At 68.8% G+C, this 21438-nt stretch carries 17 protein-coding genes; 12 read left to right on the top strand and 5 right to left on the bottom strand.

Annotated features, from left to right (window positions below; translation table 11 throughout):
* Positions 1 to 244: 244 nt before the first annotated feature.
* Both AC2XR2_RS42245 and AC2XR2_RS42240 read right to left on the bottom strand, forming a co-directional pair.
* Positions 245 to 988 carry an SDR family NAD(P)-dependent oxidoreductase gene (locus AC2XR2_RS42245; protein ID WP_491518060.1) on the bottom strand — a complete coding sequence of 248 codons (744 nt, stop codon included), beginning with the start codon at positions 986 to 988 and terminating at the stop codon, positions 245 to 247.
* A gap of 81 nt (positions 989 to 1069) precedes the next feature.
* Positions 1070 to 2509 (bottom strand): aldehyde dehydrogenase family protein, encoded by a 1440-nt coding sequence (locus tag AC2XR2_RS42240; RefSeq protein ID WP_491518059.1) that lies wholly within the window; start codon positions 2507 to 2509, stop codon positions 1070 to 1072.
* Positions 2510 to 2889: 380 nt separating this feature from the next.
* On the opposite strand from AC2XR2_RS42240, the gene AC2XR2_RS42235 reads away from it, so the two are divergent.
* Both AC2XR2_RS42235 and AC2XR2_RS42230 read left to right on the top strand, forming a co-directional pair.
* Positions 2890 to 4089 carry an NAD(P)/FAD-dependent oxidoreductase gene (locus tag AC2XR2_RS42235; RefSeq protein WP_491518058.1) on the top strand — a complete coding sequence of 400 codons (1200 nt, stop codon included), beginning with the start codon at positions 2890 to 2892 and terminating at the stop codon, positions 4087 to 4089.
* A 43-nt stretch (positions 4090 to 4132) separates the two neighbouring features.
* Positions 4133 to 5353 carry a cytochrome P450 gene (locus tag AC2XR2_RS42230; protein WP_491518057.1) on the top strand — a complete coding sequence of 407 codons (1221 nt, stop codon included), beginning with the start codon at positions 4133 to 4135 and terminating at the stop codon, positions 5351 to 5353.
* A 169-nt stretch (positions 5354 to 5522) separates the two neighbouring features.
* On the opposite strand, the gene AC2XR2_RS42225 is transcribed toward AC2XR2_RS42230, so the two are convergent.
* Positions 5523 to 6152, bottom strand: a complete 630-nt coding sequence (locus AC2XR2_RS42225) for a TetR/AcrR family transcriptional regulator (protein WP_449350955.1) — start codon at positions 6150 to 6152, stop codon at positions 5523 to 5525.
* A 417-nt stretch (positions 6153 to 6569) separates the two neighbouring features.
* Here AC2XR2_RS42225 and AC2XR2_RS42220 point away from each other — a divergent pair, with 417 nt between their 5' ends.
* The 8 genes from AC2XR2_RS42220 to AC2XR2_RS42185 all read left to right on the top strand — a co-directional run bounded on the left by AC2XR2_RS42220 (position 6570) and on the right by AC2XR2_RS42185 (position 16657).
* Complete coding sequence (locus tag AC2XR2_RS42220) at positions 6570 to 6713, top strand: hypothetical protein (RefSeq protein ID WP_491518056.1); 144 nt, start codon at positions 6570 to 6572, stop codon at positions 6711 to 6713.
* A gap of 62 nt (positions 6714 to 6775) precedes the next feature.
* Complete coding sequence (locus AC2XR2_RS42215) at positions 6776 to 6970, top strand: ferredoxin (protein WP_449350957.1); 195 nt, start codon at positions 6776 to 6778, stop codon at positions 6968 to 6970.
* A gap of 153 nt (positions 6971 to 7123) precedes the next feature.
* Positions 7124 to 8605 (top strand): MFS transporter, encoded by a 1482-nt coding sequence (locus AC2XR2_RS42210; protein ID WP_491518055.1) that lies wholly within the window; start codon positions 7124 to 7126, stop codon positions 8603 to 8605.
* A gap of 315 nt (positions 8606 to 8920) precedes the next feature.
* Complete coding sequence (locus AC2XR2_RS42205) at positions 8921 to 9733, top strand: SDR family NAD(P)-dependent oxidoreductase (RefSeq protein ID WP_491518054.1); 813 nt, start codon at positions 8921 to 8923, stop codon at positions 9731 to 9733.
* 444 nt (positions 9734 to 10177) lie between these two features.
* Positions 10178 to 12376, top strand: coding sequence for an ABC transporter permease (locus AC2XR2_RS42200; RefSeq protein ID WP_491518053.1), 2199 nt, complete (start codon positions 10178 to 10180; stop codon positions 12374 to 12376).
* An 867-nt stretch (positions 12377 to 13243) separates the two neighbouring features.
* On the top strand, positions 13244 to 13816 hold the full coding sequence (locus AC2XR2_RS42195) for a carbonic anhydrase (protein ID WP_449350961.1): 573 nt from the start codon (positions 13244 to 13246) through the stop codon (positions 13814 to 13816).
* A 93-nt stretch (positions 13817 to 13909) separates the two neighbouring features.
* Entirely contained in the window at positions 13910 to 14605 is a 696-nt protein-coding gene (locus AC2XR2_RS42190; RefSeq protein WP_491518052.1) for a type 1 glutamine amidotransferase domain-containing protein, read from the top strand.
* A 192-nt stretch (positions 14606 to 14797) separates the two neighbouring features.
* Entirely contained in the window at positions 14798 to 16657 is a 1860-nt protein-coding gene (locus AC2XR2_RS42185; RefSeq protein WP_491518051.1) for a ricin-type beta-trefoil lectin domain protein, read from the top strand.
* 498 nt (positions 16658 to 17155) lie between these two features.
* On the opposite strand, the gene AC2XR2_RS42180 is transcribed toward AC2XR2_RS42185, so the two are convergent.
* Positions 17156 to 18298, bottom strand: a complete 1143-nt coding sequence (locus AC2XR2_RS42180; protein WP_491518050.1) for a PucR family transcriptional regulator — start codon at positions 18296 to 18298, stop codon at positions 17156 to 17158.
* Positions 18299 to 18385: 87 nt separating this feature from the next.
* On the opposite strand from AC2XR2_RS42180, the gene AC2XR2_RS42175 reads away from it, so the two are divergent.
* Positions 18386 to 19441 carry a ferredoxin reductase gene (locus AC2XR2_RS42175; RefSeq protein WP_491518049.1) on the top strand — a complete coding sequence of 352 codons (1056 nt, stop codon included), beginning with the start codon at positions 18386 to 18388 and terminating at the stop codon, positions 19439 to 19441.
* 7 nt (positions 19442 to 19448) lie between these two features.
* Positions 19449 to 20570, top strand: a complete 1122-nt coding sequence (locus AC2XR2_RS42170) for a fatty acid desaturase family protein (RefSeq protein ID WP_491518048.1) — start codon at positions 19449 to 19451, stop codon at positions 20568 to 20570.
* A gap of 228 nt (positions 20571 to 20798) precedes the next feature.
* Here AC2XR2_RS42170 and AC2XR2_RS42165 read toward each other — a convergent pair whose 3' ends face one another.
* Complete coding sequence (locus AC2XR2_RS42165) at positions 20799 to 21401, bottom strand: hypothetical protein (RefSeq protein ID WP_491518047.1); 603 nt, start codon at positions 21399 to 21401, stop codon at positions 20799 to 20801.
* Between the last annotated feature and the right edge of the window lie 37 nt (positions 21402 to 21438).

Genomic DNA, 21438 nt, shown 5'->3' with positions numbered 1-21438 from the left:
GTACTCCGCTGTGCTTCGGTGCCGCACGCGGTGCGGGGCCGCATGGCGTTGGGCTCGCCCAGCCTGTCCGCCGCGCACGCGGGGTTTCGGAGAGGTTCTGGGAGCTCTCCGGGAATCCGAAGCGCAGGCCCCCGGGCCGGAGCGTCCGCCGCACGTGCCGGAACGCTCCGACTCCCAGAAAACTCCCAGGACTTGTGTTACGGCTCCCTGCGTCGCCATGCGCACTGCCTGATGACGGGTGCGCTCAGCGAAGCAGCGAGCCCCAGCCGCCGTCGATCGGAATGGCCAGTCCTGTGAGATAGGAGGAGCGTTCCGAGGCGAGGAAGAGAGCCAGTTCGGCGACCTCCTGAGGGGTGCCGCCGCGTTGCATCGCCGGCTTCTGGAGCTTCTCCGGTGCCGCCTGGACCGCGTTCTGGCCCATGTCGGTGAGGATGATGCCGGGGCAGAGCGAGTTGGCACGGATCCCGTCGGTGGCGTACTCGGTCGCCGCTGCCCGGGTCAGTGCGATGACGCCCGCCTTGGCGGCCGAGTAGACACTGGCATAGGCACCTGAGGTGGCCAGGGCGGCCAGCGAGGCCCAGTTCACGATCGCGCCGCCGCCGGTGGTCCGCATGGTACGGATTCCGTGCTTGGTCCCCAGGAACACACCCTTGAGGTCCACGGCCATGATCCGGTCGTACATCTCCAGGGTCGAGTCGGCGAGCGGTGCTCCGTCGGCGATGCCCGCCACGTTCAGTACGGCGTCCACGCGGCCGAACTCGCGTACGGCCCTCTCGAACATCGAGACGACCTGGTCTTCCTGTGAAACGTCGCAGTGCACGGGTACGACGACCGCCTCGCCGAGTTCGGCGGCGGTGTCCTTCTCCTTGCCGCTGATGTCGGCGGCGACGACCTTGGCGCCATGCTGCACGAACAGCTCCGCGCAGGCCTTGGCCATGCCGGCGCCGGCTCCGGTGATGACTGCGACCTTGCCATCCATGTCACCCATGCGTTTTCTCCTTCATTGTTGGTGGGGGCAAACCTGCCGACGTGCTCGTCGGCAGGCGTGGTACGGATGTGCGTCAGGGCGTCAGGCCTTGATCACAGCGGCCTTCTCCCGGGTGAACTCCAGGACGTCGTCGTGGCCGTAGCCGCTGTCCTTCACGCCGCTGAACGGCAGCTCGTACCGCGTCTGGCGGTAGGCGTTGACCCACACGTTGCCCGTGTCCAGGTCGCGGACGAAGCGGAGCGCGCGGCCCAGGTCACGGGTCCACACCCCGGAAGCGAGGCCGTAGCGGCTGTCGTTGGCGAGCGCGAGGGCCTCGTCGTCGGTGTCGAAGGGGATGACCACGGCGACGGGGCCGAAAATCTCCTCCTGGCAGATGCTCAGCGAGTTGTCCGTGGTGGTGAAGAGGGTGGGTTCGACCCAATGACCGCCCGGGAGCTCGGGGACCAGTTCGGGTCCGTGCCGACCGCCGAAGACCAACTCCGCTTTCTCCGCACCGGACTTGAGGTAGCTGACGACGCGGTCGTACTGCACCCGGGAGATGAGGGGGCCCATGGTGGTGGCCTCGTCGGCCGGATCACCGAGGACTATTCCCTCGGTGATCGCGCGGATCCGCTTCAGCATCTCGTCGAGGACCGGCCGCTGGACGAGGATCCGGGATCCGGCCACGCACACCTGTCCCGCGTTGCCGGTGAAGACGGACTCGACCGTCACGCCCTGCGCCGCCGTGTCGAGGTCGGCGTCGGCGAAGACGATGTTGGGGGATTTGCCGCCGAGTTCGAAGATGCTCGGGGTGAGTGTGTCGGCGGCCGCCCGCTGGATGGCCCGGCCGGTCTCCGTCGACCCGGTCATGGTGATCTTCCGGACGTCCCGGTGCCGGACCAGGGGCGCTCCGGCGTCCTCGCCGGTTCCGGAGACGATGTTCAGGACCCCGGGCGGCAGCACGTCGGCAACGAGTTCGGCGAACCGCAGCGATGACACGCTCGCCTGCTCCGGCGGTTTGACGACCACGGTGTTGCCCGCGGCAAGCGCCATGGCCGCCTTGTTGCACAACATCGCCAGCGGCGCGTTCCACGGAACGATCGCCGCCACGACGCCGTAGGGCTCGCGCCGAGTGAACCCGAAGCCGGTCGGGTCCAGCACGACACTGTCGCCGGTGACCGCCTCCAGCGTCCGGCCCGCGGCCAGGTTCCACACGAACGCCATGCCGATACCGGCGCGCTGGATGTTCTCCCCCAGGAGGCGGCCGTTGTCGCGGGTCTCGAGACGGGCCAGTTCCTCGCCGTGTGCGGCGAAGACCCTCGCCACCTGCTGCAGGTAGTGGCCGCGGACCGCCGCCGGCAGTGCCGACCAGCCGGGGAAGGCGTCCTTCGCGGCCGTGACCGCGGCGTCCACGTCCGCTTGGCCGCCTGCGGGGATCCGCGCCCAGACCTCACCGGTCGCCGGGTTCTCCGCGTCGATCCATCGCCCCGACTCCGGTGGTCGCAGCGTGCCGCCGATCAGGTTCCGATACGCCTCAGTCATCCTTCGCCTCTTTCCGGGAGTGAACTGGCCTCCGCCCACGAGAGGGGCGGCGCGGAACGCCATGTGCCGCAGGGGCGCACGCCATGACGTTCAGGGCTTGAAGCCGCTGAAACGATTGGACGCTATCGGTTTTTGACAGAAGCCGTCAACGAACGAAAACCGCACTTCAAGTGGCTCTTTCTAGCTCATTCCTACGGATGCGACCAGCGGATGAGGGGTCCGATGCCACTTACTTCTCAGGTAGGTTGCTCCATGCCCCCTAGCAGGTGAGAGTGGCTATCAGTACGGAGAGTCGAGCGATTCCTCGCAACGGCTCAGCAAAGGAGACATCTGATGCAACTGACAGCCGTCATCAGCGCGCCAGGCCGCGGGGCGGCCTCGTGAACCGAATCGTGGTGGTCGGCGCCTCGGCGGGCGGACTGGCCACGGCGGAGGCACTGCGCCGGGCAGGCCACGACGGTGCGATCACCCTCGTGGGCGACGAACCCCACGCCCCCTACGACCGTCCACCCCTGTCGAAGCAACTCCTCAAGGGCGACTGGCAACCGGACCGTCTGGCGCTGCGCCCGGCGGTGGACATCGACGCACTCGCCCTCGACCTGCGCCTGGGAGTCACCGCCGTCGCTCTGGACCGGAACTCCCACCAGGTGCACCTCGCCGACGGCAGCCTGCTGCCGTACGACGCGCTGGTCGTCGCCACCGGTGTCCGTCCCCGCCGTCTGCCGGGCTGCGACGGCGTGTCCGGCGTGCATGTGCTGCGCACAGTCGAGGACGCGCTGGCGCTCAAGGCACGGTTGCGACCGGACCGGCGCCTGGTGATCGTCGGAGGCGGGTTCATCGGGGCGGAGGTGGCGGCCACGGCCCGGGCGCTCGGGGTCACGGTGACCCTCCTGGAAGCGGGCACGGTCCCCATGGGCCAAGCCGTCGGCGACGACGCCGGGCGGTTCCTGACCCGGATACACCTGGCCCACGGCGTGGACGTGCGCGCCGGTACCTCGGTCCACGGGATCCAGAGCTCCGTCGGGCGGGTCACCGGTGTCCTGCTGTCCGACGGCAGCGTCCTGCCTGCCGACGACGTCCTGGTGGCCATCGGCTCCCTGCCCAACACCGAATGGCTGGACGGCAGCGGCCTGGCCCTCCAGGACGGGCTGCTGTGCGACGAGTACTGCGCGGCCGCATCCGACGTCCAAGGAGTCGGCGATGTGGCCCGCTGGCACAACCCGCTCTTCGGCACACTGATGCGCATCGAGCACCGCACGAACGCCGCCGAGCAGGCCATGGCTGCCGCCCGCAACCTCCTCTCCGCCGACCAGCGGCGGCCGTTCGCACCGGTTCCGTACTTCTGGTCCGACCAGTACGACGTCAAGATCCACGCGTACGGCCATCTGCGCGGCCACGACGAGGCGCTCGTCCTGCAGGCCGACGACGCCCGGCGTCTCCTCGTCGTCTACCGCCGCGGCGACATGCTGACCGGCGTGCTCGCCGCGGGGCTGCCGCCCAAGGCCGTTCGCGCCTGGCGCTCGCTCGTCGCGGCCGGAACCGTCTGGACGGAAGCAGTCATCAGCACGTCCGTCGCGTAACCCCACGCCCGCGACTCCTTACCCACCCCCCACTGGAGGACCCATGAGCACCGCCACCGATCCGACCGGCAACCTCGATCTGCCGCCCTACCCCGCCGCGCGCTCCTCGCGCTGTCCGCTCGATCTGCCTGCCGAGTACGAGCAGTGGCGCCTGGGCGACGGGCTGCAGAAGGTGCGGCTGTGGAACGGCGAGACCGCCTGGGTGGTCACCCGCTACGAGGACGTCAAGTTCGTCCTGTCCGACCAGCGGATCAGCGCCGACACCATCCGCTACCCCCGCATGCACCCGGGCTCGGAGCAGATGCAGGTGCCGGCGTTCCCGCGCATGGACGACCCCGAGCACGCCCGGATCCGCCTCATGATGACCAAGGACTTCACGGTCAAGCGGGTGGAGGCGATGCGCCCTCAGGTGCGTGCCCTGGTCGACCGGTTCATCGACGAGATGACCGCCAAGGGCGACTCGGCCGATCTCATCAAGGCCTTCGCACTGCCGATGCCGTCCCTGGTCATCTCCCTGCTGCTCGGCGTGCCCTACGAGGACCACGAGTTCTTCCAGAAGCACAGCATCACGATCAACCAGCCGGACGTCACCCCGCAGGAGAAGAGCCAGGCGAGTGCCGAGCTGTTCGGTTTCCTGATGGAACTCGTGCAGCGCAAGCAACGCGAGCCCGGCGACGACCTGATGAGCCGGCTGATCGCCGAGCGCGTCGAGACGGGAGAGCTCAAGCCGGAGGAAGTGGCCATGAACGGCCTCGTCCTGCTCATCGCCGGCCACGAGACCACCGCCAACATGATCGGCCTGGGCACGCTGACCCTGCTGGAGCATCCGGAACAGGCTGCCGTGGTCCGGCACAGCGACGACCCCAAGGTGGTCGCGAACGCCATCGAGGAACTGCTGCGTTACCTCTCCATCGCCCAGGACATGATCTGGCGCGCCGCCCACGAGGACCTCGTCATCGGCGGCCAGGAGGTCAAGGCCGGGGACATCATCGCCGTCAACCTGCCCGCCGCCAACCACGACCCCGCCTTCATGGACGACGCCGGGTCCCTCGACATCACCCGCAGCACCCGCGAACACATCGCCTTCGGCTACGGCATCCACCAGTGCCTCGGTCAGAACCTGGCCCGGGTGGAACTGACGGAGGCGCTGCCCCGGCTGCTGCACAGGCTGCCCGGTCTCCGCCTGGCCGTGCCCCTGGAAGAGGTCCCGTTCCGGGGCACCATGGCCGCCTTCGGCGTCCACGAACTGCCGGTCACCTGGTAACGGAGGAACCCACGGACGGGCGGCCTCCGCGGCGGAGCCGCCCCAGCGCCGCCGTACCAGGGACAGGTCAGGCGGCGCACCGTGGGACCGGCGGGCCCCAGCCACCCCCTCCGCCGGTCCCACGGCCCCTCCAGTGGACAGGCAGGCCGAACTCGGCTGCCGTCCTCTGTCAGGCAGGCCGGGAACCCCGCGTCGGCCACTGCCTGAGCGGCTCGGGCGGCGGAAGCACAGTGGGCTGCGCGGGCGCGAGGCCGTCGAGCATCAGCGTGAGGTAGCGCTTCCAGCCGGCACTCCCGGGCTGCACCGTGTGCAGCACGCTGAGCAGCATCACCGTGATCCGGTGGAGGTCGTCGGGCACGAGGTCGGTGCGGATTCGCCCGGCGATCTGTGCCCGTCGGGTGACCACCATCAAGGCCTCGTAGAACGGTTCGGAGAGTTCGGAGGCCAGGGAACCGGAGTCGCGCACGGCACCGAGGAGGCCTCGTTCCTGCGCCGCGAAGGAGACCGATGCCTCCCACAGCGTCACAAGCCCGCGCAGGGGGTCGCTGTCAGCGAGCGCTCCGCTGATCGCGGGCGACATCTCCTCGGTGATCTTCTGTTCCAGCGCCGCCCGGACGAGTTCCTCCTTGTTCGGGAACCGCCGGTACAGCGTCGCGATGCCGACACCGGCGCGACGGGCGATCTCCTCCAGCGAGGCGTCAGGGCCGCTCTCGGCGTAGATCGCGCGCGCGGCCCGGAGGATCTTCTCGGAGTTGCGGGCGGCGTCGGCGCGCAGTCGACGCGGAGTTTCAGCAGTCACCGCTCCACCTTATCAACCGATAGCCGACTATCTGTGATGCTCTTCGATGAGCTCCCGAACCGTAAAGATAAACGATAGCGTCATCTCGTTAAAACCTTGCCTACACAAGGAGTCGTCCATGCCCTGAGCAGGGTGCCACTGCCCTACAGCGAGCCCGGTGGAGGAACTCCTGCGCTTCGTCCCGCTGTCGATCGGCACCGCCTTCGCCCCCTTCGCCCGCTACGCCCTTGAGGACGTCGAGGTCGGCGGGGTGACAGAACGGGTCGGCGAGCCCGTGGTGGTCACCCTGCACTCGGCCCACCGGGACGAGTCCGTGTTCACCTGCTCCCCACCAACTCGACCTGGAGCGCCGCGAGGCCCCCCACCTCGCCTTCGGGCACGGCACACACCACCGCCTGGGGCTCCCCGCTCGCCCGGATGAAACTGCAGGTCGCCCTGCGCACCCTGCCGACCCGCTTCCCGGGCCTGCGGTTCCACGAGTGCGAGGCGGAGGTCGTCTGGAAGGTGGGGGTGCTCACCCGCGGTCCGGAAAGCCTGCCGCTCGCCTGGGACCACGACTGACCTGCCCCCGGCCCAAGACCCCACCTGTTGCAGCACAGGCCCCCACACCAGAGGAGAGAACCATGCACATCGAGTTCGACGAGCCCAAGTGCGTCGCCGCGGGACAGTGCGTCGTCGCCGCACCCGAGGTCTTCGACCAGCGTGACGAGGACGGGATCGCCATCCTCCTCACCGAGAACCCCGCCGCCGAGCTCCGGGAGAGCGTGCGGGAGGCCGCGGCGATCTGTCCGGCGGCCGCCATCCGCCTGAAGGAGTAGCCGCGCGATCGGCCCCCGCACCCACAGCCGGGCCGCCGCCGTCGCGGGCGGCGCTCCCCCACTTCCCCGGGGGAGCGCCGCCACATCCATGCGCCATGCCACTTCCCCGAGTCCGCACGCCCCTGTTCCGCGCCGCACCCGAGAGGCCCTTCCATGTCCGCATCACCAACCCGGCCGGCCGCCGAAGAGGCGTCCGCCGCTCAACGAGCGAACGCCGTAGTGGCGGTCCTGGCCTTCGGCGGGATCGTGGTCTCGCTGATGCAGTCCCTCGTCATCCCCCTGATCCCCAGGCTTCCGGAACTCCTTCGCGCCTCCCCGGCGAACACGGCCTGGGCCGTCACCGCCACACTGCTCGCCGGTGCCGTCGCCACCCCCGTCATGGGACGACTCGGTGACATGTACGGCAAGCGGCGCATGCTGCTGGTCAGCCTCGCCCTCCTCGTGGCCGGCTCGGTGGTCTGCGGCCTCAGCGACTCCCTCACGCCCGTGATCATCGGCCGGGTGCTGCAGGGTCTGTCCGCCGGCGCCGTCTCACTCGGCATCAGCATCATGCGTGACGAACTGCCCGCCGAGCGCCTGCCCGGCGCGACCGCCCTGATGAGCGCGTCCCTCGGCATCGGCGGTGCGCTGGGACTGCCCGCGGCCGCCCTGATCGCCGATCACTTCGACTGGCACATGCTGTTCTGGGCCTCCGCGGTCCTCGGCGTCCTGGCCGTGGTCCTTGTCGTGACGACCGTCCCCGAATCCGAGGTGCGCTCAGGCGGCCGCTTCGACCTGGTGGGAGCGGTCGGCATCTCGGCCGCACTGGTCTGTCTGCTGCTGGCCGTGTCCAAGGGAGCCGACTGGGGCTGGGGCAGCACGACCACCCTCGGCCTGTTCGCCGCTGCGGCCATCGTGCTGCTCCTGTGGGGACGCTTCGAACTGCGCACCAGTGCGCCGCTGGTCGACCTGCGCACCACCGCCCGTCGCCAGGTACTGTTCACCAACCTCGCGTCGGTCGCCATCGGCTTCTCGATGTTCGCGCTGTCCCTGGTCATGCCGCAGCTGCTGCAACTTCCCGAGCAGACCGGTTACGGCATGGGCCGGGACCTGCTGACCGTCGGTCTCGCCATGGCCCCGATGGGCCTGGTGATGATGGCCACGGCCCCGCTCTCCGCCCGCATCACGAAGGCGCGCGGCCCCAAGGTCACCCTGATGACCGGCGCGCTGGTCGTCGCCGCCGGGTACGGGACCGGCACCGTGCTGATGGCCGAGCTCTGGCAGCTGGTCGTGGTCGGCTGCATCGTCGGCGCGGGCATGGGACTGGCGTACGGTGCCATGCCCGCGCTCATCATGAGCGCCGTACCCGTGTCCGAGACCGCCGCCGCAAACAGCCTCAACACCCTCATGCGCTCCCTCGGCACCTCCTTCTCCAGCGCCGTCGTCAGCGTGGTTCTGGCACAGATGACCACCGACTTCGCGGGCCACGCCCTCCCCTCGGAGAACGGCTTCAGGACCGTGCTGGCCATCGGCGCCGGCGCCGCCGCGCTGTGCTGCGCGCTCGCTGCCTTCCTGCCCCGACGGCAGACCGGCACCGCCCCAGACGGTGAGCGCCCGCAATGGCTTCGCCGCAACGCCGACGCGTCTTCCGGATGAGGACCGGTAGTACTTCAGCAGTAATCGCCGCCTCCCCATTCACTTCCGGGGTACAGGGGACGCCTGGGAATCCACTCCTAGCATGAGGTGGACCCGAAAGGACTCTCGCCCCCGTGGCTCGCCACCGGACTCGCCGTGGCCGCCGCGCCATGGGAATGCAGCCGCGACGGAACGGTTTGCAGCCCTTTCTGATCCGTGATCTCACTCTGCTCGTCATTGAGGTTCGCAGCCAATACCGCACCTCAACAACCAGCGGATTCCTAGATATTGAATTCCCTTCAATTCCGGTAGCCTCGGACAAATGCAGGAGCACGCATGCACATCGCCAAGGACCAGGTCGCCGTCATCACCGGAGGGGCCAGCGGCATCGGCTACGGCCTCGCCGAAACCCTCGCCGACCGCGGAGTGCGGTTGGTCATCTCTGACATCCGCGAGGAGGGCCTCGACAAGGCGAAGGCGTCGCTGACGGCCGCTGGAGCAGAGGTCACCGCCATGGTGGCGGACGTCAGCGACGAGGCCTCCGTGCGCACGCTCGCCGACCGGACCATCGCCGCCTACGGGCGAGTGGATCTGGTCTGCAACAACGCCGGCGTCGTCTCCCCTCCCGCCCCCATGTGGGAACAAGAGGCACGCGTCTGGGAGTTGATGATCGGTGTCAAGGTGCTCGGAGTCGTCCACGGCGTCAAGGCCTTCGCTCCCCTGTTCCTCGAGCAAGGCACGGGCCACTTCCTCAACACCGCGTCCTCCGGAGGCCTCGCACCCCTGCCCGACCTCACGCCGTACACCACCACCATGCACGCAGTCGTAGGGCTGACCGAGACGCTCGATCAGGAGTTGAAGCGCGTGGCGCCAGCCTTGGGCGCGACCGTGCTCTGCCCGGGACTTGTCGACACTCCCCTCGGGCGGAACTCCGCAGCGCTCGGCGCCATCGACCTGCAGGTCGGCGCTCCCGTTTCGATGCAGAATGCCGCCGCACACTTCGGCGGGAAGCTCTCTCCGCGCGAGGTCGCGGAGTCGGCGATCGCCGCCATCGAAGCCGACCGGGTTCACGTCGCCCCCGGCGGCGACGTCATCGAGCGAGCTCAGGCGCGCGTCACAGCCCTGCTCGCCGACATCGCCGCGCGCTGACTCCGCACGAATCTCCAGCAACTGCCTGCAGCCTCACGGCGACTCCCGGCCAGTCCGCTGAGCACGGCCGAGGTTGACGACGCCCTCGGGTGGCACCGCGCATACCCGGGAGCACCCGGCCGAAGGCACGCGAACAACGTCCGGAAACAGACGGCATCTGCGGGGCATCGGCGTGCCCCGGGCGGCAGGTCTGCCACAGCATCGATCGCCCACTCGGCCGACGCCACGCGACACCCGGGCCGCCGTGCCCAGTCCACGGACACCTCCCACCGCCTGCCAGCAGATCCTCACCGCCTCGGCCGACGCGCGCCCGCGATCTCGGCGAAGCCCCCGCCCCGCCGATCGGGGCTCCACCCACGACCAGCGGTCCTCCCCGACCCCAACCACCAAAAACGGACAAGAGCTTGTGTTTCGTGCTCTGAGTCCGCCCATCAGGAGCACGTCATGGAGACACCGACCCCCGTCACCGAGGTGAGCGGGCGCGCGCCGGATTCGCCCGAGGCGGACCGGAAGCGAGAGATCGCCAAGCTCGTCTTTCTCTTCCTCATCCCCTTCGCCATGGTCACGATGATGTACGCGACCTACATGGGCACCATGCACTCACCGAAGACCCGGGACATGCCGGTCGCCGTGGTCGGTTCGGGGGCCGTGGCCGACTCCGTCGTCGACGAGCTGAAGTCGGTTCAGGACGGCGCCGCCGATCCCCGGCTGGTCGCTGACCGCGGCAAGGCGCTCGACCTGCTCAAGGACCGTGACGTCGCCGGTGTACTACTGATTCCCGCGGACGGTGCCAAGGAGGCGACCGTCTGCACCGCCCAGGGAGCCGGCGCCTCGCAAGCGGGAATGGTCAAACAGATCCTGGCCTCAGTGGCGGCGGGCCACGACTGGACGACCAGGACCCAGGACATCGCGCCGCTGCCCTCCGGGGACAGCGCGGGCATCGCCGTGCTGCTCGCCGCGATCGGCATGATCATGGTCGGGTACGTCCCGCTGGGCGGGATGCTCACGGCGGTACCCCACCTGCTCGTCCTGCGCAGGTTCCTGCCACTGCTGGCCGGCTGGGCGGCGCTGACCAGTACCGTGACATGGCTGATCCTGGGGCCGATCGTGGGGGCGGTCGACGGTCACTACCTGGCGTTCGTCGGAATCGGCCTACTGGCGACAGGAGCCGTGGGCATCGGTCAGTTGCTGTTCGCCAGGACCCTGGGCGGGCTGGCGGTACTGCCCGGGATGCTGCTGTGGGTCGTCTTCGGCGTGCCCTCGTCGAACCTCGCCACGCCGATCCACGCGATGCCCGACTTCTTCGGCTACCTGCACAATGTGCTGCCGCTGCCGGCCACGGGTGAGGCACTTCGGTCGGTCATCTACTTCGACGGCAGGGGGGTGGGCAAGCACCTGCTGACACTCGCCCTCTGGATGGTCGCGACCCTCGCGCTCGCCCTCCTGATGGAGCGCCGCAAGGGGACCGCCCTCGCGAGCGCTCCGGCGTCCGACGACCCCGACGCCCCTCGGCCGGCGATGGCCGGTGGCCCGGTGCGCTCCAAGCGGATCCGGTACTTCTCGGTGGCCGCCTTCCCGCTGGCCATCCTCACCGCCGTCGTCGGCATGATGAGCGCTTCTCTGCACCAGCCGGAGATCCGCGACATGCCCGTCGTGGTCGTCGGCGCTTCCCGGGCACAGGCCGAGCAGGCGACCAAGGGCCTTCAGCAGGGCCTGGGCGACCTGGTCTCCCTGACCACCAGCACCTCCCTCGACAGGGCGACCGACCAGATCCGCGAGCGTGAAGTCGTCGGTGCGTACGTGCTGCCCACCGCCAAGGGCGGCGAGGCGAAGCTCTACACCTCCTCGGCAGCCGGAGCCGGCCAGCACAACGCACTGCGGGGGATGTTCCAGCAGATCGCCCAGAGCCAGAAGATGCCGCTGGAAATGACCGACATCAAGCCGCTGCACGCCTCCGACTCCAACGGCAGCAACAGCATGTACGTGGCCATGTCCTGGATCATGTCCGGTTTCGTGATCATGGCGGCGCTGCGTGGCGGCGCTCCGGAGATCAATCGGCTGCGTCAGCTCCTGCCGATGCTGGTGAGCTGGGCGGTGGGCATGGCCCTGTGGCTGTGGGTGCTGTTCGACGTCCTGATCGGCGCGATCAACGGTCATGGCTGGGCGATGGTCGGCTTCGGAGCACTGACGATCTTCAGCATCTCGATGTTCACCGCGGTGTTCACCCGCACCCTCGGCGTCGCCGGCATCATTCCCGTGCTGGTGATCGCCCTGATGATCGGGGTCCCGGCCTCCGGCGGAGCCATCTCCCTGTACATGGTCCCCGAGTTCTTCCGCGGCCTGAACGACGTCCTGCCCCTGCCGGCCGCGGTCGATGTGGTTCGCGCCGCCCTCTACTTCGACGGCACCGGTATCGGCGGCCACTTGGCGACGATTGTCGGCTGGGGTGCCGTGTGCCTGTTGCTCAACGTGGGAATCGACCGGTGGCTGGCCCGCCGTGACCTCAGGCCCGACACGGACGCGGACAGCGGATCCGGCGCTCTCGTGGCCGACCGGACAAGCGCCCTGGCCCTGACCGGAGCCGGGGACGCCGCCGAACCCTCCCGCCGCGGACGAAGGCGAACCGCGCGCACACGTTCCTGACGGGCCAGGTTCCCGGGCGCCCCGCGACACGGCACCGCCATGGAGATCGACCGAGCAGGGGGCGGCAGGCGGTGCGTGCTTCCGAACCGCAAGAGGCCGCAGCTGTCAGCCGCCCCAGCTCGGTGGCCGACAGCTGCGACTGCGCGACCGTCATGGAACAGGGCCGCATCCGTTCCGTAGATCTACCGCTGCCCGAACCCGGCCCCGGGCGGCCGACCCAAGGGCGCCCGGCTGATCGTGAGGAAGGAACGGCCGTACCCCGGCGCCCAGTTGAGGCCGACCGGGAGCAGTGGAACCCGGCGCCCACCCGAAACGAAAGCCAGGCCACCGACCTGGCCATCACCCTGCCGCGAACGCAAAACGGACGTCCCGCTGCGCCGAAACCAATGGGCGGCATCCCGTGTCAGGGACTTCCGGATGGGGCCCGTTAGTACTCCAGTAGCAATCGCCGCCTCCACATTCACTTCCGGGGTACCGGGGGTGGCTGCGAGAACACTCCTACATTGGGCTGGGCCCTGAACAGGCGCTCACTACACCATCGGTTGTGCGTCCAGGTTTCACGGTCGGGATCGCTCTGCATTCACCTTCAGGCATTCCCGCAAGTATTACGGCGCTTTACAAACTCCCCGTGACGAGACACACAGAACGGAAACACTCATGGCCACCGCTGGACAACCGCTACGCAGATCCATACTTACCGGAGGACTGGTTGCCACCGTGGCCGCGCTTTCCAGCTGCTCGTCGAAGACGGACAGCACAAGGACGGAGAACGCGGCTGCTCCGCAGGCCTCCTCGCCCTCCCCGCATACCCAGGGTTCGTCTTCGGCCGGTCGTCCTGACTCGCCACGGGCAGCTTTCGCCCAGCTGATGGATGGCAACAGGCGCTGGGTGGACGGGAAGCTGCTGCACCCCAACCGGGACCCCGACCGACGCCAGTTCGTCGCCGAAGAACAGGATCCCTACGGCGTGATCCTGTCCTGCATCGACTCCCGTGTGCCGCCGGAGCTGCTGTTCGACACCGGGCTGGGCGACCTGTTCGTGATGCGTACCGGTGGGCAGGTGGTGGGACCAGTGGTCACCGGCTCCGTCGAGTACGGACCCATGACGTCTGGGACGCCACTGATCGTCGTACTCGGTCACCAGCGTTGTGGCGCCATCAAGGCCGCGTACAAGGCATTGCAGGACAACAAGCCGCTGCCCGGCAACCTGCAGGCCATCGCCGAGGCACTGCGGCCCGCGTACGAGGAGACGCAGAAGACCAAGCACGCCGACCCGGTCGATGCCATGATCCGCATCCACATCAAGCAGACCTCCGCCGGCCTACGGTCCAACGCCGACCTCGCCCCGCTCGTCAAGAAGGGCGACCTGGCTGTCGTCAGCGCCTACTACTCACTCGACACGGGCCGGGTGGAAGTCCTCACCGGTGCACCTTCTGCCTGACGGAACACGGCAGGGCCTGTTCGCGCCCGAACAACGCTGCCCGCCCGGGAGGCTCCGCCTGACTGTCAAACCACGCTCGACAGAAGGAATCCCATGTCCCGCACGAACCGCATCCTCGTCATCGTCACCAGCAGCGGCGAGTATGAGAAGGCCGGATACCGCACCGGTCTCTGGCTGGGTGAACTGACACATTTCTACGACGTCGCCGAACAGGCCGGATTCGAACTCACCATCGCCAGCATTCAGGGTGGGCCCGTGCCGCTCGACCCGGAAAGTCTCGCCCACCCCATCCTCGCTGACCTCGGCACCGACAAGCGGTACGCCGACCGCCTGTTCATGGACAAGCTCAAGGACACCGGGGCCGTAACCGGGGTTGACGTCGCCGACTACGACGCCATCTACCTCACTGGCGGTCACGGCGTGATGTTCGACTTCCCCCAGAGCCCGGCGCTGGAGACGCTCGTCGCACAGTTCTACGAGACCGGCCGGATCGTCTCGGCCGTCTGTCACGGGCCGTGCGGCCTGCTCGAGGTCACTCTGGGCAGCGGCGAGCCCCTGGTGAAGGGCAGGAACGTCACCGGCTTTTCCTGGCGGGAGGAGGAACTCGCCCAGCGGGCGAACGCCGTCCCCTACAGCCTGGAGGACCGGCTCAAGAACCTCGGAGCCTCCTACAGCACCGCGGAGACGCCTTTCGGCGTCCACGTCGTTGAGGACGGCCGCCTCATCACCGGCCAGAACCCCGGCAGCGCCAGGGCCGTCGCCGAGGCAGTGCTCCGGCACCTGCTCTGAGAACCCGCCCGCGTCATACGCTCCGGCCCTCCCGATCTCCGGACGTGGCTCCCATCCCCCAAAGCCCTTGGCCCGGTGGGTCATTGCCCCTTACCCAGCCCTCACCGGGCCATGTGAACAGGCAAGGCCGCTCGACCCAGCCGTGCACCGAGGGCAGACGACCCTGAACTCCCACTGAGAAGGGACGCTTTCATGCAGAGAAGACAATCGCTCCGTGGACTGAGCGCGCAGGCAGCCGCTCTGGCCTTCGCCGTCACCTGCGGCGTGGCAGTACTGACCCCGACGCCGGCGTCGGCAGCGAGCAACACGGTCGGCGTCACCCTGACCACCTCGGACCTGAGCCAGGCCCTGACCCCGCAGCCGGGCATCGCACTCGGTCCGGTGTCCTCGGGCAGCGTGAACCTGAAGGTGGACGACACCCAGGTCTACCAGACCATCGACGGATTCGGCGCCGCGTTCACCGACTCCGCGGCCTACCTCCTGCAGAACAAACTCGACGCCACCACCCGCGACCGGGTGCTGCGCGACCTGTTCACCCGCGGCTCCGGCATCGGTCTGTCGCTCATGCGGGTACCGATGGGCTCCTCCGACTACACCGCGACCCCTGCGAACAGCCCTGCCACCTACTCGTACGACGACAACGGCGGCGTCGCCGACCCGAACCTCGCCAACTTCTCCACCGCGCACGACGACGCCTACGTCATCCCGGTCATCAAGCAGGCCCAGGCGCTCAACCCGTCGATGAAGCTCTTCGCCAACGACTGGAGCCCGCCGGCCTGGATGAAGACCACCGGCACGATGCTCGGCCAGGGCAACGGCACCCTGAGGTCCGACATGTACGGCCCGCTCGCGCAGTACTACGTCAAGTTCCTCCAGGAGTACAAGGCCAAGGGCGTCGACGTCTGGGGCATCACCCCGCAGAACGAGCCGACGATCTCCCCCTCCACGTACTCCGCCATGCTGTGGCCGGCTGGCAACGAGGCGGACTTCATCGCCGACAACCTCTCCCCCGCACTGCAGCAGGCCGGCCTGAGTGCCACGAAGATCCTCGGCGGGGACGCCGATCACGTGGACACCACTTACGCCAACACGCTGATGGGCAACCAGGCGGCGCACGACGCCCTGTACGGCACGGCGTGGCACTGCTACCGGGACGACCTCGGCAGAATGACCACGATCCACAACGCGTACCCGGACAAGAAGCTCTACGAGAGCGAATGCTCCACCGGGCCGGGCATCGCCCCGATGAACGCCGCCCAGCTCGCCCTGGAGTCCACCTTCAACTGGGCCAACGGCGCACTGCTGTGGAACCTGGCGCTCGACACCAACGGCGGTCCCAAGATGGGCGTCGGCTGTGACAACTGCACCGGCCTGGTCACCGTCGACCAGGCCACCGGAAAGGCCACGTACACCGACAACTACTACCAGCTGGGCCAGTTCTCGAAGTTCGTCGTCCCCGGCGCGACGCGCATCGGCTACAGCGACGGCGGTGGCATCTGGGCCCAGGCCTACAAGAACCCCGACGGCGGTGAGGTCCTGGTCGCCTACAACAACAACTCCTCCGCCACGACCTTCACCACCACCTGGAACAGCGCCGGGTCGTTCTCGTACACGCTCCCCCCGCACGCCACGGTCACCTTCACCCGTGGCGTGCAGACAGCCGCCGCCCAGATCGTCGGCCAGGGCTCGAACCGGTGCCTGGACGACACCGGCAATCCGGCCAACGGTGTCCAGCAGTACCTCTGGGACTGCACGTCCACAAATTCCAACCAGGCCTACGACTACTCGGCGGACCGTGAACTCCAAATCGGCGGCAAGTGCCTCGGCGCAAACGGCAACGGCACGGTCAACGGAACGAAGGTCATCACCTGGGACTGCAACGGCGGCTCAAGCCAGAAGTGGACCTTCCATGCGGACGGCAGCGTCACCAACGACCTGTCCGGACTCTGCCTCGACGTGACCGGCACGGCTACGGCCAACGGTTCCAAGGTCCAGCTGTGGAGCTGCACCGGCGCCTCCAACCAGAAGTGGTCGGTGTCCAGCGGAGGTTGACGGACGCACGGTGCCCGGCCCGGCCGAACGGGAAGTCGCGAAGTTCCTCGCGCCGCATGGTTCAGCGGCGCTCGGTGGACTCCTCCGCCTCGCCGGAGGCTGCGGGACAAACGTAGGAGTACCGCATGGCTTCGGAGGTGGTCAGGACCGTACGGCCACGGCCTGGGACACGCTCGAGCGCATGTACCCGTGCGTCGGACTCGGCGCGGCGACCTGCCGGGAACGTGCCGCTGCAGCAGCGGTCCAGGAAACAGGACCTGGCGACGTGACGCTGCGCCGGCCGTCGAAGAGGTCCCCGACCGCTTCCCCGACCCGCTGGTGCGCGGCGGTGAGGCGGCTGGGTCCCTGATCGTCGTGCTCGTACGTAACGACCAGCAACGCGAGGCGACGGCCCCAGGCTGTCGTCGCCTATGCCATTCGGCAGCCGGCCGATGGTGCCCAACCCCGAGCCGCGATTCCTGAGCCACTCACAAATGCGGTCGCGGACGGTCGTACGCGTCAATCGGCGGTCTCCAGACCGACCGCCAGCGTCAGTTCGAGGACCCGGTGCGGCGACGCGAGATCCGGGAACAGCTCGCGCAGCTGCGACATCCGGTACCGGACGGTCTGGGGATGGACGAACAGCGCCGTCGCCACCTCCTCCCGCCTGCCCTGGTGCAGCAGCCACGCCCGCAACGTCTCCTCCAGCCGCCGCGCGGTCGCACCCGGCAACGCCCCGAGCGGTGCGAGCGCGCGGGCACGCAGATCCGCGAACGCGTCCTTGTCCGCGCTCAGCACCAGCTCGGGCAGGTGGTCCTCGGTGTCGCGGATGTCGGAGGAGAGCAGGCGCGCGCGGAGGGCTCGTGCGTACGACGCGGACGCACGCGTCCATGGCCGGGCCGGGCCGACCACGGCATGGCGGTCGGTCAGCTTCCGCAGGAGATGTGTCCGGTCGGCGTCGGGGACGAGCAGCACACCGGTGGCGTCCGGCAGATCGTCCAGGACGAGAGTGGTCGCCTCGAGCGTGCGGTAGGCGGGCCGGGCCTGGGCGGCGGGCAGCAGGACCGCGGTCAGCGAGACCGGTGGCTGCCACCCGGCCCGTTGGGCGGAGGCCAGCAGTACGTCCGGGCTCGCGCCGGCGAGGAGGTCGCGGGCCAGGTGTTCCAGGTGGCGCTCGTGGGCCCGGCCGCGGGCGGCCAGTTCGTCGGCGTGGCCCGCCGCGCTCGCCGCGGACAGCTCGTCGATGTAGGCGAAGGTCAGTTCGGCGAACTTGGCGACCTCGGCGGCGGGCAGACCCGCGGGTACGGCACCGGCCGCCAGGCATCGCCAGGCCACGCGGGCACCCACGCGGTAGGCACTGAGCAGAGCGTCCATCGAACGGCCGTCCCGCACCTCGCCACGACCCAGCTCGTAGGCCGCGTCACCGCCGTCACCGCCCGTGGCGTTCCCGCTCGCCAGGTCGAGATAATGCCCCAAGGCCGTGCGCACGGCCCGCCGGATGGTGGCGCCCATGTGGCCCGAGAGCGCGTTGGCGTACGGCGGGACCTCGTCGATGATCGCCTGCACGACCTCGTCGGCGGTGGTCTTCAACGCGGCCCGCAGTACGGTGACCGTCGTCTCATCCAGGGCCAGCTCGCTGGCCCTCTGCGTCACATGACTCACGGATTTATTCCCTGCGAACAATTCAGCCCACCAGATTTACGTCCTTCGGTCAGGACTTTACGCCCTGAGGCACAGCAAGCTGGAGTCATGACGAGTACTGCCCTGCGCAGCAGGGCGTGGAAACTGCTGGAGATGGTCACGACGCCGCTGCTGCCGTCGGACTACCTCGACCTGGTCAGCCCGCTGCGGGCGGGTGCTGACCTGCGGGGGCGCATCGAGGCCGTACACCCCGAGACGGGTGACGCCGCGACCATCGTGATCAGACCGGGACGGGGCTGGCGCGGCCACACCGCCGGTCAGTACGTGCGGATCGGGGTCGACGTCGACGGGGTGCGCCTGTGGCGTGCCTACTCCCTCACCTCGCCGACCGACCGCCCGGACGGCCGCGTCACGATCACCGTGAAGGCGATCCCGGACGGCAAGGTCAGCAACCACCTGGTCCGCAGGGCGCGACCGGGCACGCTGATCCAGCTCGACCAGGCGACCGGTGACTTCGTACTGCCGCGGGCCAAGCCCGCCAAGGTGCTCTACCTGACGGCCGGCAGCGGCATCACGCCCGTCATGGGCATGCTGCGCAACACCGAGTTCGACGACGTCGTCATGGTCCACTGCGCGCCACGGCCCCAGGACGTGATCTTCCGCGGCGAACTGCACGACCTCGTCGCGGACGGGAAGCTGCGGCTCACCGAGGTGCACACCGACACCGACGGCGTGCTGGACATCGCCCGCCTCGACGCCCTCGTGCCCGACTGGGCCGAGCGCGAGACCTGGGCCTGCGGGCCCGCGGGCCTCCTCGACGCCGCCGAGAAGCACTGGAGCGACCACGGCGTCCCGGAGCGCCTGCACACCGAACGCTTCCGCCCCACCATCGTCGCCGCCGGCGACGGTGGCGAGGTCACCTTCAGCACCACCGGCACGACCGTCGACGCGGACGGCGCCACGCCGTTGCTGGACGTCGGCGAGGCGGCCGGTGTGCTCATGCCCTCCGGGTGCCGTATGGGCATCTGCTTCGGCTGTGTCTCACCCCTGAAGGCGGGCGCCGTCCGCGACCTGCGCACCGGCGAGATCACCGAGGCCGAGCCGGGCGTCCTCATCCAGACCTGTGTGTCCGCCGCGGCGGGCCCTTGCGACATCGAACGGTAGGAACCCCTTGACCGCAATCGACCCCACCGCCCATCTGACCGCGGAGCAGATCGAGGAGCTCGGCCGCGAGCTGGACGCGATCCGCGACGAGGTGATCGCCGGCCGCGGCGAGAAGGACGCCGCGTACATCCGGAAGGTCATCGGTGCGCAGCGCAAGCTCGAACTGGCCAGCAGGGCAGTGCTGCTGTTCTCGATGTTCCCGCCCGCGTGGGTCCTCGGCACCGCCGGGCTGTCCGTGGCGAAGATCATGGACAACATGGAGATCGGCCACAACATCCTGCACGGCCAGTGGGACTGGATGCGGGACCCGAAGATCCACTCCACCACGTGGGAGTGGGACCACGTCTCGCCGGCCGACCAATGGAAGCACTCGCACAACGAGCTGCACCACACGTACACCAACGTCGTCGGCAAGGACAACGACCTCGGCTACGGCATCATGCGCGTCGACGAGGACCAGAAGTGGCACCCGTTCCACCTCGGCCAGCCGCTGTGGAACTTCATCAACGCCTGCTTCTTCGAGTACGGCATCGCGGCGTACGACCTCGAGCTCGGCAAGAACCTGCACAAGCGCCGCCGCAAGAACCCGGAGTTCCGCGCGCGGGCCAAGGCCGTGGGCCGCAAGATCCGCAAGCAGGTGCTCAAGGACTACGTGATCCACCCGCTGCTGTCGGGCCCGTCGTTCCTCCCCACGCTCGCCGCGACGTTCACCGCGAACCTGGTCCGCAACCTCTGGTCCCACTCGGTGATCATGTGCGGCCACTTCCCGGAGGGCGTGCAGGTCTTCGAGCGCCGGTCGATCCGGGGCGAGACGCGCGGCCAGTGGTACCTGCGCCAGATGATGGGCTCGGCGAACATCAGCGGCAGCAAGGCCATGCACTTCATGACCGGCAACCTCTCGCACCAGATCGAGCACCACCTGTTCCCGGACCTGCCGAGCAACCGGTACGCCGAGGTCGCGGTGAAGGTGCGGGCTCTGTTCGAGAAGTACGAGCTGGAGTACGTCACCGGGCCGCTCCCCAAGCAGGTCTTCTCCGCATGGCGCAAGGTCTTCCGACTCTCGCTGCCGAACAAGAAGGAGCCCGTGATCAAGACGCCGGAACGCGAGAAGGAGCTCGTCGCCGCCTGATTCCCGGGAGGGGTCGGATTCTCTCGGCCGTCCGACGGGACGGCCGAGTGTCGTCGTACGGCGAGTGTCGGCTGCCGTGGGCAACCCGGTGGCCAGACACTCCGCGCGGCCGGCCGGCATCGCACGAGGTCGGGCAGTGGAATGCCGGACCCGGGCAGGGCGGCGCTTGCCACCGGCCTGTGGCGCCAACTCGGCTACCGACCGCACCAGGTCCGGCAGCCCGCCATGTCAGCCGGGTTGGCCCCGGCCGAAGCTGCGGGCCCCGCCCCTGTCCCGCCCGATTGATCGCTGGAACTCTCCGGTCGCTCCCGTCTTCACGAAGCGGACGACGCAGTTGCGCATGTGGTCAAGAAACTCCGGCACGCTGTCCGCGATCTTGTCGAACTCCGCGTCCTCCATGGAGGCGGTCCGAGAACGGTGGATCGCGCCGCCCCAGTCGGCGACGTACAGGTTGCCGCCGCCGTTCGAAGCGATCACCATGCCGTGGGGGTCATCGGCTTCTGGAAGGAAGACGGCGCCGTCCTCTGCCAGTCTGTCCAGGACGTCACGCGCCGAGTGGACGAAGCAGCCGTTGCCGACGTCTGGCAACACCACTTCTCCGATCGACTCGTAGAACGTCAGCAGATCCGCGCATCCCAGGGGCTCCTGGCTGTATGCACGGGCAGCGCGAAGGTCCTCTTCATCGGCGTCCCGGACTTCGTTTGTGCCCGGCTCGTAGCCGTAGGTCTGCTTGAACGTCAAGATCATGCAGCTCAGCACATCCGTGATCTCGTCACGCCATTGCGAGAGCCACGAAGCCGAGTAGGGGACCTGATCCATGGCGCGGATCATGCCACCAGCGCCTTCGGCACGAGCCCCTGCCCCTCGC

This window comes from Streptomyces sp. LS-MS-L19, assembly GCF_058382285.1.
Note: the sequence above shows the minus strand (reverse complement) of the source record. Positions and strands in the feature narration are given on the sequence as shown.

Bases quoted from the DNA above. Each gene is read 5' to 3' on its own strand.
- AC2XR2_RS42245 (WP_491518060.1), bottom strand. From the start codon at position 988: ATGGGTGACATGGATGGCAAGGTCGCAGTCATCACCGGAGCCGGCGCC.
- AC2XR2_RS42240 (WP_491518059.1), bottom strand. From the start codon at position 2,509: ATGACTGAGGCGTATCGGAACCTGATCGGCGGCACGCTGCGACCACCG.
- AC2XR2_RS42230 (WP_491518057.1), top strand. From the start codon at position 4,133: ATGAGCACCGCCACCGATCCGACCGGCAACCTCGATCTGCCGCCCTAC.
- AC2XR2_RS42220 (WP_491518056.1), top strand. From the start codon at position 6,570: ATGAAACTGCAGGTCGCCCTGCGCACCCTGCCGACCCGCTTCCCGGGC.
- AC2XR2_RS42215 (WP_449350957.1), top strand. From the start codon at position 6,776: ATGCACATCGAGTTCGACGAGCCCAAGTGCGTCGCCGCGGGACAGTGC.
- AC2XR2_RS42210 (WP_491518055.1), top strand. From the start codon at position 7,124: ATGTCCGCATCACCAACCCGGCCGGCCGCCGAAGAGGCGTCCGCCGCT.
- AC2XR2_RS42205 (WP_491518054.1), top strand. From the start codon at position 8,921: ATGCACATCGCCAAGGACCAGGTCGCCGTCATCACCGGAGGGGCCAGC.
- AC2XR2_RS42200 (WP_491518053.1), top strand. From the start codon at position 10,178: ATGGAGACACCGACCCCCGTCACCGAGGTGAGCGGGCGCGCGCCGGAT.
- AC2XR2_RS42195 (WP_449350961.1), top strand. From the start codon at position 13,244: ATGGATGGCAACAGGCGCTGGGTGGACGGGAAGCTGCTGCACCCCAAC.
- AC2XR2_RS42190 (WP_491518052.1), top strand. From the start codon at position 13,910: ATGTCCCGCACGAACCGCATCCTCGTCATCGTCACCAGCAGCGGCGAG.
- AC2XR2_RS42185 (WP_491518051.1), top strand. From the start codon at position 14,798: ATGCAGAGAAGACAATCGCTCCGTGGACTGAGCGCGCAGGCAGCCGCT.
- AC2XR2_RS42175 (WP_491518049.1), top strand. From the start codon at position 18,386: ATGACGAGTACTGCCCTGCGCAGCAGGGCGTGGAAACTGCTGGAGATG.
- AC2XR2_RS42165 (WP_491518047.1), bottom strand. From the start codon at position 21,401: ATGATCCGCGCCATGGATCAGGTCCCCTACTCGGCTTCGTGGCTCTCG.